General features: G+C 60.3%; 19 protein-coding genes. 10 read left to right on the top strand and 9 right to left on the bottom strand.

The features are described 5' to 3' along the window. Window positions 1–16 precede the first annotated feature (16 nt). Entirely contained in the window at window positions 17–1,195 is a 1,179-nt protein-coding gene (locus tag NE851_RS18970; RefSeq protein ID WP_097545172.1) for a Gfo/Idh/MocA family protein, read from the top strand. Next, complete coding sequence (locus tag NE851_RS18975) at window positions 1,192–3,261, top strand: FAD-dependent oxidoreductase (protein WP_097545173.1); 2,070 nt, start codon at window positions 1,192–1,194, stop codon at window positions 3,259–3,261. Before NE851_RS18970 ends, NE851_RS18975 begins: the two co-directional genes overlap by 4 nt. 34 nt (window positions 3,262–3,295) lie before the next feature. Here NE851_RS18975 and NE851_RS18980 read toward each other — a convergent pair whose 3' ends face one another. The 3 genes from NE851_RS18980 to NE851_RS18990 form a co-directional block, all read right to left on the bottom strand. Further along, the gene (locus NE851_RS18980) at window positions 3,296–3,478 is read right to left on the bottom strand and encodes a hypothetical protein (RefSeq protein ID WP_097545174.1); all 183 of its coding nucleotides are present in this window, start codon (window positions 3,476–3,478) and stop codon (window positions 3,296–3,298) included. A 122-nt stretch (window positions 3,479–3,600) separates the two neighbouring features. Then, entirely contained in the window at window positions 3,601–4,395 is a 795-nt protein-coding gene (xth, locus tag NE851_RS18985; RefSeq protein WP_097545175.1) for an exodeoxyribonuclease III, read from the bottom strand. 92 nt (window positions 4,396–4,487) lie between these two features. Beyond that, the gene (locus NE851_RS18990; protein WP_097545176.1) at window positions 4,488–4,985 is read right to left on the bottom strand and encodes a hypothetical protein; all 498 of its coding nucleotides are present in this window, start codon (window positions 4,983–4,985) and stop codon (window positions 4,488–4,490) included. A gap of 298 nt (window positions 4,986–5,283) precedes the next feature. On the opposite strand from NE851_RS18990, the gene NE851_RS18995 reads away from it, so the two are divergent. Beyond that, the gene (locus tag NE851_RS18995) at window positions 5,284–5,799 is read left to right on the top strand and encodes a hypothetical protein (RefSeq protein WP_097545177.1); all 516 of its coding nucleotides are present in this window, start codon (window positions 5,284–5,286) and stop codon (window positions 5,797–5,799) included. 15 nt (window positions 5,800–5,814) lie between these two features. On the opposite strand, the gene NE851_RS19000 is transcribed toward NE851_RS18995, so the two are convergent. Together NE851_RS19000 and NE851_RS19005 are read right to left on the bottom strand one after the other, a co-directional pair. Beyond that, window positions 5,815–6,438, bottom strand: a complete 624-nt coding sequence (locus tag NE851_RS19000; protein ID WP_047614536.1) for a response regulator — start codon at window positions 6,436–6,438, stop codon at window positions 5,815–5,817. Between the two features lie 2 nt (window positions 6,439–6,440). Then, window positions 6,441–7,829, bottom strand: a complete 1,389-nt coding sequence (locus NE851_RS19005) for a sensor histidine kinase (RefSeq protein ID WP_097545178.1) — start codon at window positions 7,827–7,829, stop codon at window positions 6,441–6,443. Between the two features lie 401 nt (window positions 7,830–8,230). Here NE851_RS19005 and NE851_RS19010 point away from each other — a divergent pair, with 401 nt between their 5' ends. Next, window positions 8,231–9,073, top strand: coding sequence for a class I SAM-dependent methyltransferase (locus NE851_RS19010; protein WP_097545179.1), 843 nt, complete (start codon window positions 8,231–8,233; stop codon window positions 9,071–9,073). A gap of 58 nt (window positions 9,074–9,131) precedes the next feature. Here the strand turns inward: NE851_RS19010 and NE851_RS19015 are convergent, their stop codons facing one another. Beyond that, entirely contained in the window at window positions 9,132–9,425 is a 294-nt protein-coding gene (locus NE851_RS19015; RefSeq protein WP_047614542.1) for a hypothetical protein, read from the bottom strand. Window positions 9,426–9,622: 197 nt separating this feature from the next. On the opposite strand from NE851_RS19015, the gene NE851_RS19020 reads away from it, so the two are divergent. The 4 genes from NE851_RS19020 to NE851_RS19035 all read left to right on the top strand — a co-directional run bounded on the left by NE851_RS19020 (window position 9,623) and on the right by NE851_RS19035 (window position 11,348). Beyond that, window positions 9,623–10,021 (top strand): DUF1236 domain-containing protein, encoded by a 399-nt coding sequence (locus NE851_RS19020; protein WP_047614544.1) that lies wholly within the window; start codon window positions 9,623–9,625, stop codon window positions 10,019–10,021. Window positions 10,022–10,170: 149 nt separating this feature from the next. Next, window positions 10,171–10,338 carry a hypothetical protein gene (locus tag NE851_RS19025; protein ID WP_164735955.1) on the top strand — a complete coding sequence of 56 codons (168 nt, stop codon included), beginning with the start codon at window positions 10,171–10,173 and terminating at the stop codon, window positions 10,336–10,338. Further along, entirely contained in the window at window positions 10,335–10,916 is a 582-nt protein-coding gene (locus NE851_RS19030) for a BA14K family protein (RefSeq protein WP_047614545.1), read from the top strand. The genes NE851_RS19025 and NE851_RS19030 overlap by 4 nt, the downstream gene beginning before the upstream one ends. Window positions 10,917–11,033: 117 nt before the next feature. Further along, window positions 11,034–11,348, top strand: coding sequence for a hypothetical protein (locus tag NE851_RS19035; protein ID WP_047614547.1), 315 nt, complete (start codon window positions 11,034–11,036; stop codon window positions 11,346–11,348). A 26-nt stretch (window positions 11,349–11,374) separates the two neighbouring features. On the opposite strand, the gene NE851_RS19040 is transcribed toward NE851_RS19035, so the two are convergent. Further along, window positions 11,375–12,268, bottom strand: a complete 894-nt coding sequence (locus tag NE851_RS19040) for a LysR family transcriptional regulator (RefSeq protein WP_047614549.1) — start codon at window positions 12,266–12,268, stop codon at window positions 11,375–11,377. 149 nt (window positions 12,269–12,417) lie between these two features. On the opposite strand from NE851_RS19040, the gene NE851_RS19045 reads away from it, so the two are divergent. After that, window positions 12,418–13,431, top strand: a complete 1,014-nt coding sequence (locus NE851_RS19045; protein ID WP_097623493.1) for a L,D-transpeptidase family protein — start codon at window positions 12,418–12,420, stop codon at window positions 13,429–13,431. A 31-nt stretch (window positions 13,432–13,462) separates the two neighbouring features. Here NE851_RS19045 and NE851_RS19050 read toward each other — a convergent pair whose 3' ends face one another. Beyond that, window positions 13,463–14,254, bottom strand: coding sequence for a phenylalanine 4-monooxygenase (locus tag NE851_RS19050; RefSeq protein WP_047614550.1), 792 nt, complete (start codon window positions 14,252–14,254; stop codon window positions 13,463–13,465). A 123-nt stretch (window positions 14,255–14,377) separates the two neighbouring features. Between NE851_RS19050 and NE851_RS19055 the strand changes: the two genes are divergently transcribed. After that, a complete protein-coding gene (locus NE851_RS19055) occupies window positions 14,378–14,839 on the top strand; it encodes an Lrp/AsnC family transcriptional regulator (RefSeq protein ID WP_029867957.1) in 462 nt (153 codons plus the stop codon). A 33-nt stretch (window positions 14,840–14,872) separates the two neighbouring features. Here the strand turns inward: NE851_RS19055 and NE851_RS19060 are convergent, their stop codons facing one another. Continuing rightward, a complete protein-coding gene (locus NE851_RS19060; RefSeq protein WP_029867958.1) occupies window positions 14,873–15,352 on the bottom strand; it encodes an Lrp/AsnC family transcriptional regulator in 480 nt (159 codons plus the stop codon). Window positions 15,353–15,365: the final 13 nt, after the last annotated feature.

The following is a 15,365-nucleotide window of genomic DNA, read 5'->3' on the forward strand; positions in this document are numbered from 1 at the left end:
GAGAGGAGAGACGACAATGTCTGAAGTCAAAGTGGCCGTGCTTGGCGCCTCGGGCTGGATGGGGAAGGTCCACACGATGGCCTACCAGACCTTTCCGCATTTCTTCGGAGTGTCGGACGGAACGGCGCGGGTCGTCGCTCTCGTCGAAGGCCCCTCGACGGCAGCCGAGGATATTGACCACCGAGCGCCGGGCGCAAAAATTCTTGGGGATTGGAAACTGGCGGTCGCGGATCCCGATGTCGATCTGATCGATATCTGCCTGCCTGACCATCTTCACTACGAGGTGGCCAAGGCGGCTTTGCTGGCCGGCAAACATGTCTACTGCGAGAAGCCATTGGCAAACACCGCCGCTGAAGCGCGGGAGCTGGCCGACATCGCCAGGGAAAAGGGCGTCATTACCCGCGTCGGGCACGCCTTCCCCCGAAACCCGGTCCATGATCTTGCGAAAGACATCATTCAATCCGGCGAAATCGGCGAGATCAAGCTGTTCCGCGGCTGCCAGCACGTCGACATGTATGGTGATCCCTATGCGCCGTTCATGTGGCGCGCCGATGGAAAGCTTGCGCCGACCGGGATCGTCGGTGATACCGGCTCGCACATTTTCAGTTTCATGGATTTCCTGGTTGGCCGCGTCAGTTCCTTGATCGCCGACAATCTGATCGTGACGCCGCGCAGGCCTGTCGTCGAGGGTCTTGCCTATGGTGAGCAGGTGAAACTGACAGGCAACGAGTCCTGGGCTGATATCACCAACCCCGATGCAACGAACCTGCTCTGCCGGTTCGAAAACGGCGCCGGCGGAATCGTCGATTTCAGCCGTGTCGCGACCGGCCGCAAGTTCATGCAGACCTATGAAATCTACGGAACGAAAGGCAGCATCGCCTTTAACTATGACGAGATAAACCGGCTGCGCTTCTACTCCAACGACGACCGGACGGGGCGGCGCGGCTTCCGGGAGATCGACGTGGGACCTGAAAATTCGACCTTCCGGGCTTTTCTCCCGCTGCCGAATTTCGGATTAGGCTATAATGAAAGCAAGATCATCGAAGTGGCCGAGGTGATCCGCTCGATCGTTGCCAACAGGCCGATGTGGCCGACATTCGAGACCGGTCACCACATCTGCCAGATCGTCGACGCATGCATGGAGTCTTCCCGGCAGAGGCGCTGGGTCGACATCCCGCTGGCTGAACGCCAATGACCATGGACGTTCCGCAGGAAATTCTCGACGCGCTGACCGATGTCGACATGCCGCGGCTGCCACCCGAGGCCGCTCCTTCGGAAACGGTCCGGCTCGCCGGCGTTGAGGTGCCGGTCTATCGGGCCGGCTGCATCGTCGTCGGATCCGGCGCGGCAGGTCTGCGGGCGGCGGTGGAATTGAAGCGGCGCGGCGATGACGTCGTTATCGTCAGCCAAAGCGCGTGGGGTGGAACCTCGGCCTGTTCGGGATCGGACAAGCAGACCCTGCACACTGCGAATACGGCGGATCAGGGCGACAATTACAAGGCGATGGCCCGATCCATCCGCAGCGGCGGCGCGATGGACGAGGACACGGCCTACGTCGAGGCGGTGGGCTCGTCGCGGATGATGGCGTCGCTCCAGTTCTTGGGCCTGCCGCTGCCCCAGGATCCGCTTGGGGGAACGCTGAGATATCAGACCGATCATGATGAGGTCGGGCGCGCCACCAGCTGCGGCCCGCGCACCTCGCGCCTGATGGTCAAGGTGCTGGCCGAGGAGGCGATCCGACTGGGCGTGCCGTTTTACAACCAGACCACGGCGGTCAAGATCCTCACTGGGGGCGAGGGGGCTGACCGTCATGTCGTCGGCATGCTTGTCATGCGCGCCAGCGACCGTACAGAGCAGAATCCGCTGGGTATCGCGCTGTTCGTCAGCAGCGTGATCGTGCTCGCCGCCGGCGGGCCGGGCGAACTCTATCGCGACAGCGTTTATCCCAATGGCTGCTTCGGCTCTCTTGGATTGGCGCTGGAAGCCGGCGTCGAACTCGTCAACCTGACCGAAAGCCAGTTCGGCATCGGAACGCGCAGGGAAGGATTTCCATGGAACCTGTCGGGCACCTATGTCCAGGCGATCCCGCATATCTATTCGATCGATAGCGAAGGCGTCGAACACCACTTCCTGGCAGACTATTACCGCAGCACGCAAGAACTGGCGTCGAACGTCTTCCGCAAGGGCTATCAGTGGCCCTTTCATGCGACGCGCATGCTCGATTTCGGCTCCAGCCTGGTCGATCTCGCCATCTCTAGCGAAACTGCCGCTGGCCGGCGCGTTTTCATGGACTTCAACCGCAATCCGCTGTCCGTACCGGGCGATCTGCCGTTCAGCCTGGAAAGACTGGACGAAGATGTCCGCGACTATCTCGGCAAGGCCGGCGCCGACCAGGACATGCCGATCGATCGATTGAAGCATATGAACCCGCTCGCGATCGAGCTCTACCGCCGCTATAAGATCGATATTGCCGAAGAGCCGCTCGAATTTGCGGTCAACAACCAGCATATGAACGGCGGCATCATGATCGACACCTGGGGCCGCAGCAATCTCGGCGGCTGTTACGCGGTCGGGGAGGCCGCGGGCACCCATGGGGTGACGAGGCCGGGGGGAGCGGCGCTCAATGCCGGGCAGGTCTTCGGCACCCGCGCGGCCGAGCACATCAGCGCGAGCGGCAGGGCGAAGCGGACAGCTTCAGGGGATATAACCGGTACGGCAGAGACAGGCATCTCCGATCTCCTTGCCGCCCTTCGCACCGAGAGCCCACTCACCGTCAAATCGATCCGCTCGGAGGTGCAGGCGCGAATGAGCGAGAAGGCTGGCATCCTCTGCGATCAGCAGAATGTGGCCCGAGCCTTGATCGAAGCGCGCAAACTGAATGTGGACATCCGCGCCAACGGCGTCGCCTATGGTCGCGCAGCGGAGGCGGTCCGAGGCGTGCAATGGCGGCATATGGCGCTCGCCTCGGAAGCCGTGCTCAGCGCGCTTGATTTCTTCATTCGCGGTGGCGGCGGCAGCCGTGGGGCGCGAGCGATATGCGATATAGCGGGCGAATCCACGCCGCTCGCGCGCTCAGGTCCATTGCCGGATTATCGCTTCCGGAAAGAACGCGAATCGCATCGCAAGGAGCAGATCGTCGTTCGTCTCGATGGTGATGAGATAAGGCTTTCAACGCAGGCGAACCGTAGTTTCGATGAAAGCGCCAAGTCCTTCTTCGAGCGGGACTGGCCATCCTGGTTGACGGGCCGCATCTACGACTGAGGTCGGACGAATGAGGGGACGCCAGATCGGCTGATCAATCAGGATTCGCAACCGCGGGCGGAACACGAACTCGCTCGGTGTCGTCAGAGCCTTCGGCAATGGCTTCCTCGCTTCTGCGCATTCGCCTTGGCGGATTCTTGCCTTCGATAGGCTTCGGCGACATTTGGTCGTCGGCCTGGATCTCATCGGTGTTGAGGTAGTTCTTGCTTTCGTCCATAGCGGTCACCTCAGGTTGGGGAATTGCGATGCAGGAAAACGATTCTCCGCATCGGCGCTTTGCACGCTAACGCTCGGCGACATGACGGGTTCCCTCGCTGGTCGGCCAGCGGTGGCCGAGGCTCATAGGTCGGCTCCGGCTTCGGAAACGTCGAGCTCGATTATGACGGGCGCGTGGTCGCTCGTATGTTCCCAGCCGCGCGGTTTTCTCCGGACCGTCGCCGATCGAAGCCATGGCGCGACGGCCGGACTGAGCAGGAAGTGGTCGATCCGAAGCCCCGCGTCACGTTCGAAGCTGTTTCGCCAATATTTCCAGAAGGTGTAGATGCGCTCGCCCGGATGCAGATGCCTGATGGCGTCGGTCCAGCCCTGGCCGACGAGTTGCGCATAGGCCTTGCGCACTTCCGGTCTGAAGAGGGCATCGTCCAGCCAGCGTTCCGGCTTATAGACGTCGATCTCCGTCGGCATGACGTTGAAGTCGCCGGCCAGGATCGAAGGCACCTCGAGCTCGAGGAGTTCGGCGGCGTATTCGTGCAGGCGACGGAACCACCGGAGTTTGTACTCGAACTTGACGCCCGGGAACGGATTTCCGTTCGGAAGATACAGGCACCCGATCACGATGCCGTCGACGACAGCTTCGATATAGCGGCTGTGGCTATCATCGGGATCGCCGGGAAGTCCGCGCCGCGTCAGGATCGGTGTCTTGCCCTTGGCCAGGATGGCTACCCCGTTCCAGGATCGCTGTCCGTGCCAGACGGCGCCGTAGCCGGCCCTTTCGATCTCCCTTCGCGGAAACCCCGCGTCGTCTGTCTTCAGTTCCTGGAGGCACACCACATCAGGGGCGTCCTCCTTGAGCCAGCGCAGCAGGATGTCCAGCCGTCCATTGATCCCATTGACGTTGTAGGTTGCGATTTTCATCATACTCCCGGAAGCCGGGCCCCCGCCGGACATGCTCTAGAAACGCTCTTAAATTTCCTCCTCGGAATGTCTTGCCGGCCATGGCTGGCGCCTCAACGCGTCGCACCGAAGACGAAGGCGATGCCGGCGACGATCGCAACTGCTGTCAGCGGCTGCCGGCGTATCCGATCCTCGAGGTCGTGGACGAAGCTGCTTGCTTCCGCCTTTGCCAGGCGGGCTGTCCCGGAAGCCAGCTCCGAAGCCGACTCCGCTATCCGACCGGCTTCTTTCTGAAGCGCGCGCATCTTCTCGTGATCGGCATCAAATCCTTCGGAGGAACGGGCGAATTCGCCGGTCGAGCGCAGAGCTTGATCCGCGAGCGGAAACGCCTCGTCGAGTTTGGTGGGATCGGGCTCTCGCTTCACGCGCTCGGCGGCCTCGACGTCGCTGCGCCCGGCAGGAATTGAGGTGTGGGTGGCTGACACCGGGTCGGAGGCCGGAAAAGTGTCCTCGATTGCGCTGTCGAGTTCGCCCTTTCGGGACTGCTTCCGCTGCTCTGCCTGTTCTTTTCGCATGGATTGGACTGCGGGGGATTCGTTCGGGTTTGCCATCGGGGTTTCCTCTGTTGCACTTCGACAAACAAAGCGACGACGAGCGGAGAAGTTCCATAGAAATGCTTCCGCGCCTCACAGAGCAACAGCGACGCGCGAAACGAGCAATGCCGGCGCGCGCAATCGCTCGGACTTTTCTGGACGACGAGGGTCACAATCAATCAGTCGGACCAAAGTCTTGCCAGTGCCTACTACCTAGGTCGGTTGCATTCTGCATTGGGAAAAGCGAGAAATCTCATGCGCCATATGGCATATATTGTATGGAAAACGGCGAAGAACCGCCGAACGAGGCTATTGCATGAATATCCGGAAACGCGATTTTCTGAGATTGGGCGGCAGCGCGGCCATCGCCCTGGTCGCTGCCGCATCGCCAGCCACTTTGAATCTCGACGGTTTCCTTCCTGGTCTGGCGGTGGAACGCGCACAGGCAAAAGACGGCAACAACGGCAATGGCGGCGGTAACGGCAATGGGGGAGGGAACGGCAACAGCGGCAATGGCAACGGGGGAGGGAATGGGAATAGTGGCGGCAGCGGCAATGGCTCGGGAAATGGCAATAGCGGTGGCAACTCCGGTAGCGGTTCTGGATCCTCTTCCAGTTCCTCTTCAAATACCTCTTCTACAGGGGCGTCGGGAGGATCGGGAACGAAAGCGACCGAAGCGTCCGATGGCTCGATCAATGTCCGTCACGCGAATGGCATCACGGAAAGCCTGCGCAGTGGCCGCTACATCATGAAGGACTCGAAAGGGCGGACGATCGTAAGCCGGCAGGCGACGGCCAACGATGCCCTCCGATTGAGCCGTTTCTTTCGCTAAAAGCTGAATCTTGTTTTAATGCAGTTCGCGCCATTGCAGAGCCGCTTCCGTCCTGTTCGAGGCGCCGAGCTTGCTCAGAATCTGGGTCATATGGTGTTTCACGGTCTTTTCCTGCAGGCCGAGACGCAAGCCGATATGCTTGTTTGACAAGCCTTGAGCGACAAGATCCATCACCTCGCGTTCCCGTGGCGTCAGACTGCTTTTATCCGACGTTCCGCCATTCAGTGAATTCTCCATGACCTTTGCCGACATGGTTGGCGAGATATATCGCGTTCCACCGAGGACGGTTTGGATTGCTTCGGCGAGACCGCGGGAGCCGACACCCTTCAGAACATAACCCATCGCGCCCCGTTGCAGAGCGTCAAGCAAGGTGTCCACCTCCTCGGATACCGTCAACATCAGCACTTTCGTCGTCGGGCTCCGCTCCAGGACGTTGCTGATCGCAGACAGCCCGCCGCCGGGCATCGAGACATCGAGGAGCATAATGTCGGGGCGGTTGTCCGAAGCGATCATCGCCGCGTCATCGCTGCTGGCGCCTTCGCCAATGACGACAAAGCTGCTGATCTCCGACAAGCTGCGCGTGACGCCCTCGCGAAAAAGCGGGTGGTCGTCCACGACGCCGATGGTGATTGATGTCATCTCTAATCTCCCACTTCCATAGGCTCGAAGGTCATGGTCACGGTCGTCCCACCTTCCCCTGTCTTGATGTCGAAGGATCCTCCGAGGCTGTCGATGCGTTCCCGAAGTCCGACAAGACCGAGGCTCGCTGGCCTCACCTCGGTCGGATCGAAGCCATTGCCGCGATCGCTGACCTCGACACGGACATGGCCTTTGTGCGAGACGGCGCTGACAGCCTGCTGAACGCCGCCGCCGTGGCGATAGGCGTTGTTCAAGGCTTCCTGGACGAAGCGATAGATACAGATCTTCACGGCAGGAGCAAGTTCAGGTCCATCCTCGTCGATGACGGTTTCGACATTGGTTTCTGTCTTATGCTGATGCGCTTCGACGACCCGCATGACGATCTCGGTGATCGATGACTTCTCGATCTGCGGCAGCACCAGCCCGCTACAGATATTGCGGATCTCCGTCATCGCCTCGGCAAGGCTCGAGCGTATCCAGGAAAGCTCTTTCTCGCGTGCTTCGGGCTCTGTGGAAGCGTTGATCAACAAATCGCTGTCCAGCCGCAATGAGGCATAGGCGATGTGCTGGGCCGGACCGTCGTGCAGATCGGCGCCGATGCTGCGCAGATATGTTTCGTTGAGCGCCGCCGCCCGCTGGGAGGCGCGCTGCAGCCGCCGCTGAAGCCCGCGATTTTCCGAAAGCAGCGCAGACAGTTCATTGACCCGTTCCTTGAGATCCTTGCGTTGCGCCTCGATCGTGCGACTGCCCCGAAATACCAGAGCGGAGAGAATAAGGAAAAAGATTGCCGTGAGAGCGGCGACGGCGCCCCAGCTCCGGAGCCTGGCATGCGCCAGACTGTCGCTCAGTCCTTCTGCCGTCTCGTAGAACTCAAGGACGGCGACCGCCTGTCCGGACCAAGGCTGGAGGACAGGATTGTAGATTTCCATGAGCGGCTTGCCGAGTGCGCGCTCCTCGCTGCTTTCCGGATCGCTGGCGATCTCGTAGCGCGCAACCAGAGACCCTGCGAATGCGCTGCGGAGTTTGTCGTTGACCGGGAATCTCTTTCCCACCAGTTCCTTCTCGTTCGAATAAAGGATGGTGCCGTCGCCTCGCCACAGCTTGAACGAAACAAGACGCCTGCCGAGCGCACCCTGGCCGAGCGTCTCGTCGAGAGCCTGGGCACTGCCTTCGTCCAGCAGCGATTCCTTTTGCATGTCGGGAAGCAGCGGCGCGACGACGCTGTCCACATATAGTGCCGTTGCAGCACCGGAATTGTGGATGACTGCCTCCTCTATGAGGTGGGTGACGAGAATGCCCACCAAGAACATGGTGGCGATCGATATGAGCCCACCCGCGACGAAGAACTGGGAGGCGAGGGTGCGGGCATTCCAGCGGCGAAGCCAATTCATTTTGATACCGGCGAGAGACTTGCAGAATAACCTACCGCTTCTTTAGAGTTTTTCCAAACGGTGTCAGGGTGCATTCCTCGTATCGAAGATCTCGGCGCCCGCTATGCTCTGGGTCAACCGGAGGCTATCGCCCGACATGGCTGCGCCGAAAACGTAGAGAAGGGCGGCCAGAACGATAACAAGAGCGAAAACGGACGCGCTGCAGGCGCCATTGATTCGGGATCTATTAGTCCGGGACATGTTCGGATCTCCTTCGGTATCGTTCGAAACGGAGCGGAACCGGTGCCCGTTCCACATTGGGGCTTCGGTCGGAGAAGGGTGGGACCAAGGTCTGATCCCGTGGACATTCGCAGATTCAGGCATATTTCAGGCTCGATGGGCTCGGGTCTGGAGGTTTGCGAGTGACAGCTTCTATCGATATCGAAGGCGGCGCCGGCGCCGGATCTCTGGCGCTTTTTCCGGAAAGCGTTGCCGACCTATACGAGACCTTTCTCGTGCCGATCCTCTTCGAACCCTATGCATCGGAAATGGCAATCATCGCCGAACGGTCGCAACCAGGCAGTGTTCTCGAGGTCGCTGCGGGGACGGGCGCTTTGACACGCGCTCTGCGGGCGAGGCTTGATCCAGCAACCGAGATCGTTGCTACCGACCTCAGCCAGGCGATGATTGACGTCGGCGCATCTTCGCTGACGCTGTCGCGGACCCACTGGATGCACGCCGATGCGCAAGATCTGCCGTTTGCGCCCTCGATGTTCGATCTCGTCGTCTGCCAGTTCGGCGTGATGTTCTTTCCTGATAAGCCGAAGGCCTATGGCGAGGCTAAAAGAGTGTTGCGCAGCGGCGGTCATTTTCTGTTCTCGACGTGGGATTCACTCGAGGCCAACGATTTCGCAAGATGTGTGGATGAATGCCTGGGAAGGTTCTTCCCGTCAGATCCGCCGGATTTTTTCAGGCGCTTGCCATATTCCTACTTCGACCCCGATCTGATCAAGGCGCAACTGACTGCGGCGGGGTTTGATGCGGTGTCCTGCGATCGGGTCGAATTGACATCCGTCGCAGCCACCGCGCGCGACGTGGCTGCGGCGTTCTGCCAAGGCACTCCGCTCAGGGGAGAAATCGAACAGCGGGCGCCGGAACGTATGTCGGAAATCGTCGATCAAGTGGCCGAGCGCGTGGAATCGCGCTACGGAGCCCGTCCTAGCGGCGGCATGAGCGCGCTCATCGCCGCCGGCCGCGCACCATAATGCTGCGTGGCGCGGGGTGTCGTCTCGATCAGGCGCTTCCTCAGGCGGTCCAAGAGATCTATCCGCCCGGATATGACGGCTCATCGGACTTTAGCGGGTCTGCGTAGGAGGCGTCCTCTATCGCGCGGATGACGTGCCGCTCGATCACCAAACAGGTCTCGTCGTACTCTTGCACCAGGTTCGGATTGAACCGTCGCTTTCGAACGGAGTCGCGGGCTTCGACTGCCATCTGATAGGCTTCGAAGAGCTCGAGCAGCCACGGGTCGCGCGCTTCCATGATCAGCTTCCGCATCTGCGGCAGGCGCATCGCCAGGCGCCTGCGTCCGGCTTCCCGACGGTTGGATCGCGCCATCTCCTTCGATCTCCTGCTTATGCCCGCGATTACGCGGCTTCTGGATTCTGAAATAGCGTCGGCAACGGACGTTGGAATGGGTTTAGGACCAAAGGCCGGGATCGCTCAGACTGAGGTCCGGGGCGTGGAACGACCCCGCCTCCAGCCAGTTGGTTTGGCAGCGGTCACGAAGGCCGCTCCAACACAAGGAGGAAACAATGCTCTCCAAACTTATCGTCGGCGCAGCAACTGCCGCGACCCTCATGTCGGGCGTCGCATTCGCCCAATCCTCGACCGTCAATGGTGCGGCCGGCGGTGCAATCACCGGAGCGATCGTCGGTGGTCCCGTTGGCGCTGCTGTCGGCGGCGTTGCCGGCGCAGTCGTGGGCACGGCGATCGATCCGCCGCCGGCAAAGGTCGTCACCTATGTCCGCGAGGCCCCGGCGCCCTCGGCACGCGTGGTCGTGAAGGAAAAGGTCGTTATCGGTCAACCCCTGCCGGAGACGGTCGTCGTCACGCCCATTCCGGACGACCCCACCTATGCTTACGCGGTGGTCAATGATGAACGCGTCATCGTCGAACCGTCGTCCCGCAAGGTGATCCAGGTTATCAAGTGACCTGATCCTCTGCGCGGCCTCTGCCGCACCTTCCTTCCGGAAATCAACTTTTAAGGACCCGAGAACCGCCGCACGACGGACGCCAGCGTCGTCGTGCGGCCAAAGCAACGAGCCGGCGGCCCTGCGCCGCCGGGCCTGAGGAGAGGAACATGATCTATTCCGAAGAGAAATCCGGTGGTCTGGCCGTGCCGCTGATCGCCATCATGCTGGCTATTGCCGGCATTCTCGCCGTGCTTGTCGCTACCGGCGGCCGAGAGAGCGCGGCTGTCGGCCGCGTCTGGGTTCCCCAGGCGCAACAGCAAGGTTCGGGACAATGAACGCCATCGCATCCCTTGCCTTTGGCATTGTCAGCTCTGTCGGAGCCTGCATCGCTGCCGCATCTGTCGCGTCCCACGTCGTGGCGGAGTCCGAACCACACACCTTCAACGACCTCGCAGCACGCGATCTATGGACGACGACGCCAGTGAAAATCGACCCGCGGCAGCAGCGCTATGAGCGAATTCCGCCGCTCTATTCCAGCTATGTCACCGAGGCGCCGGCGATCATGATGTCAGCGGCAAGATCGGATGCCGCTCGCCCGTCAACCGAACTTCCGCCGCCTCAGCCAAAACTTTCGGCCGAACACCTTGCCTGGTGTGGGGAACGCTACCGCTCCTTCAATCCCGAAACGAACACTTATCGATCCTATAGCGGCGAGACCCGCGAGTGCTCGCCGCCGTTCCGGCAGATCACCGCGGAATCCGATGAACGCGTCGGCATGAAAGCGAATGCACAGGCGGCAGCCCGGTGCGCTGCTCGCTACAAGTCGTATCGACCGGAAGACAACACATATCAACCATGGGATGGACCGAGACGCTCCTGCGACATGTCGGATCTCCTTGCGACGCGCAATTGATCATCGGGGGTGGGCGCGGTCTATGCCAAGCTGCACTGACCGGGATGTCGGACCAAAGTCCGTGTTACAAACGCTGCGGTTGTGATAACCGGTTGTATTAGAGGTTGGAGATCGGGGATGGCAACGACGCTGATAACGGAAATCCAGCAGGCGCAGACAAGGCTCCCGTTCTTGAGCAGGGCGGATAGAGGAGCCCTCATCGTTCGCATCCTCCACGAACTGAAGGCGCATCGGCGGGAGGCGCTCGGAAACGTGCCGGCCGAGCGCTGCGTTTGGATCGACACCCTCATCGCCTCCGTGTCTTCGACGATCTCGGAAATCGTCAGCATGCAGGACGCCGAGTTCAATCGTGTCCTGAACGAGTTCGAAAAGCTAATGGCGACGCTCGATGACATTTCGCATACGAAGAAGCGGCCGAAGACAATTCATTGAGGAATACATTGGCAGGCACTTACCCATCAGCTTCGATGGCGTAGCGCATCCACCAGAGCGACGAAGGCTGGAGAGGACTGCCTTCTGCTGGGATAGTAGAGATGGTAGCCATCCCAGTGTGGTGAAAAGGATTGCAGCACGCGTCTCAGATGGCCCTTTGCGATATGGGCAAGAGCGACATCTTCCGGCACGTATGCCAGGCCAAGTCCGTGCAGAGCCGCTTCCACACTCTGATAGGAGTTGTTGAAGGCAAGCTGTCCCTCCACTCTGATCCTGATTTCTTTCCCATTGTCTTCGAACTCCCATGCCCAGAAGCCCCCGTAGGTCGGCAGGCGCTCGTTGATGCAGTTGTGGCGGACGAGGTCCTGCGGATGCTCCGGAATCCCCATGCTGTCGAAATAGGAGGGCGCGCCAACGACGGCAAAAGGGAAATCAGGCCCAATGCGCGTCGAGATCATGTCTTTCGCCACCTGCTCTCCCATCCGGACGCCCGCGTCGAAGCGCTCCGTCACGATGTCGGACAGTCCGTTCTCGCGTATCAGTTCGACTTTGATGTCAGGGTTGTCCGGCAGGAAGCGCTGAAGCTTCGGCCAGATGATGCAGTTGATAGCGTGATCGGATGCCGTGATGCGAATGTTCCCGGCGGGTCTTTCCCGGAGCGCCGTGAGAGCGTCGAGCTGAGCATCGATCTCGTCGAAATGTGGCCCCACGCCTTGAAATAATCGTTCTCCCGCTTCGGTGAGCGAAACGGCTCGGGTGGTCCGGGTCAGAAGGCGGATGCCCAGGCGCGCCTCGAGCTGGCGGACGATATGGCTGAGTGCCGACTGGGACACGCCCAGCTTCGCAGCGGCGCGCGTAAAGCTCTTCTCTCGGGCGACCGCCAGAAAAACCATCAGGTCATTGACGTTCTCGCGCGGCATTGATGGGCTCCTTCGGATCAAATGGCGGTTGTACCGAATTTGCAGGGGCCGGACATTGAAATCATCGTGAACATATGGCCGATACGTGCGCTGTCGGCGGAATTCTCCAACCGTCTCGTCGCAATGGAACAAGTTGCAGCGCTGGCCATTTGTCGTCCATGAAAACAGCCCTGCCGATGTCGCTGCTCGCTCTCACCATCTCCGTTGGCGGTGCGAGCGCGCGGGAACTCCAACCCGAAGCCATCAATACCGCGTCGATTGCTTCCATTGAGGCAGGCAAGCCCAAGCCCGCAGATCCAGACCCGGCGATCGCCCGCCTTCAGGTTCTGCTCGACCGGGCGGGTTCGTCTCCAGGCGAGATCGATGGCCTCTACGGGGAAAACGTCAGCAAGGCCGTGGCCGGCTTCGAGGCGATGAACAAGCTTCCTGTCGATGGCAGGCTGGATCCGGAAGTCATCTCCCACCTGGAAGGCAATGGCCCGATCGTCGCCCCGATCGTTGAAAGCTACGTCGTTTCGGCGGAGGATGCTGCCGGCCTCGTCGACAAGATCCCCGAGGACTATGGCGAGAAGGCGAAGATGCAGAGCTTGGGATATGTGAACGTTGCCGAGAAGCTGTCCGAGCGCTTCCACATGGGTATCGATCTTCTCAATGCCCTCAACCCGGGTTCGCAGTTCGCTCCCGGCGATACGGTGTGGGTCGTGAACTCAGGTCCGCCGAGGGAAGGAAAGGTCAAGAGGATCGAAGCCGACAAGAAGACGGGGCAGGTGCTCGCCTATGCCGAGGACGGATCACTGCTTGCCGTCTATCCCGCGACGATCGGCAGCGAAGACAATCCGGCGCCGTCGGGCAAGCATAAGGTCAAGGGCGTGGCGAAGATGCCGGTCTACCGATATGACCCGAAGCGCAACTTCAAGCAGGGAAAGAACGACAAGGTCCTGACCATCCCGAAAGGACCGAATGGCCCGGTTGGCACGGTGTGGATCGATCTGACCGAACCGACCTATGGAATCCATGGCACGCCGGAGCCGAAGCTCATCGACAAGGTTGGATCGCATGGCTGCGTGCGGCTGACGAACTGGGACGCCGAAGAGCTGGCCGGCATGGTCAAGCCAGGAGTCCTGGTGGACTTCGTCAATCGAAGTGCAGCCACGCCGAAGTGAGGCCCGCACCCGCCGCCTGATCGTCAGCGATTCACGACGCCTTGGCTTCGAAAGCGGGGGCGAAATCACCGAGCGATTTCGCCTTGAGGATCATGCCCTCGATATCCTGCTCCACGATCGCTTCGAGATCGGCGAAGCTGTCGATAACGTAATAGATCGGCTGGAGGATATCGATCCGGTAGGGCGTTCTCAGCACGCTCATGAGATCGAACGGCCGGAACTCGCAGGCCTTGCCTTCCATTGCCGCTTTCGCTTCGCTTGGCGATGAGACGATGCCCGCGCCGAAGCAGCGCCGGCCCTGCGGCGTGTTGATCAGGCCGAATTCGACGGTGAACCAGAAGATGCGGAACAGATGCCAGGAATAACCCTTGCCGAGACCGACGGCGGTTTCGCCGAAATGCCGGACGAAATTGGCATAGCTCTGATTGGTGAGCATCGGGCAGTGGCCGAAAACCTCGTGGAACAGGTCCGGTTCCTCGATATAGTCGATATGTTCGCGACGGCGCAGGAAGGTTGCAAGCGGGAATTTGCCTTGCGACAGAAGCTCATAAAAGCGTGAGGGCGGAATGAGGGCCGGCACGCCTTCGACGCCGAAGCCGGTGGTCTCGTTCAGGCGTCTGTTCACATCGAGAAGCTGAGGCACCTTATCAGGCGTCAGTCCCAGCAATTTGACGCCGTCCAGATATTCGCGGCACGCCGTATCGGCGAGCAGCTTCATCTGACGCCGGTAGAGCTCGCCCCATATCGCATCTTCATCCGGGGTATAGTCATAGAGGCCGTCCGGGCCGGGCAGTTTGGCGGTGTAGCTGCTTTCCTTGGTCATTCGCTGATCCTCCCAGATGCGGCGCTATTCCTCCCATTATGATCCAGGTTTGGAGGATTTTCTTTTCTTTCGTGCTGGCTGTTGCCATACTGTTGGCAAATCTTCCCGAAAGCGGCGCATAAAATGAAAGAAACTGGGAATTTTCACCGCAAGCTTCTGCAACTCGTTCAGGCCGACGGCAGCCTTTCGCTGGCAGACCTGGCCGAAAAGGCCGGCATGTCGCAGAGTTCGGCTTGGCGGAAGATCCAGGAACTGGAAGCCGACGGCGTCATCCGCAAGCGGGTGACGCTGCTCGATCCCGGAAAACTCGATCTCAAGCTCTGCGTCATTGCCCATGTGACGCTGGAGGATCACCACGAAGAGGCGGTTGCCTCTTTCGCTTCCGTTGTGCTGGAGCGGCCGGAGATCATGGAGTGTTACGCCCTGTCAGGTGCCTTCGACTATATGCTGAAGATCCGGGCGAGGGACGTGGAAAGCTACGAAGCCTTCATGACCCGCTACCTCATGCGCAATCCGCATGTGCGCACCGTCGTCTCGAGCTTCGTGCTGCGCGAGCTGAAATTCTCGACCGAACTGCCGCTCTGATTGAGATGCGTCTAGGGCGATGCTGTCGCCGTATCAATGACCCGGCATGTGCACCGGAAAGCCTTCGAATGTCTTCAGCGTGTCGAGCACGATCGACGTCTTCACATGCTGCACCGACTCGTGCGGCAACAGAACGTCGTTGACGAATTTGGAGAGGTCGGCGAGCCCGCGGGTCGCCACTTTCAGGTGATAGTCCATTTCACCGGTCAGCGCATAGGCTTCGAGAACTTCCGGCAGTCCGTTGATCAGCTGCGAAAACCGGCGGGCATTGTCCCGGTTGTGGGTGGCAAGCGTCACCGAAATGACCACCAGCATATCCAGACCCAGCTTCTGCTGATCGAGGTAGGCGCGGTAGCTGCGAATATATCCCTCAGCCTCCAGTCTCGTGCGCCGGCGCGAGCATTGCGACGGTGAAAGCGCGATCCGCTCGCCGAGCTCGTTGTTCGTCAACCGTCCGTCCTTTTGAAGTTCCTGGAGCAGGCGCAAATCCAATTTGTCGAGCTGTTCATCCATTGCGCAAAATCTC

This window comes from Rhizobium anhuiense bv. trifolii (assembly GCF_024346605.1).
In the GTDB taxonomy this organism is placed as follows: domain Bacteria; phylum Pseudomonadota; class Alphaproteobacteria; order Rhizobiales; family Rhizobiaceae; genus Rhizobium; species Rhizobium anhuiense.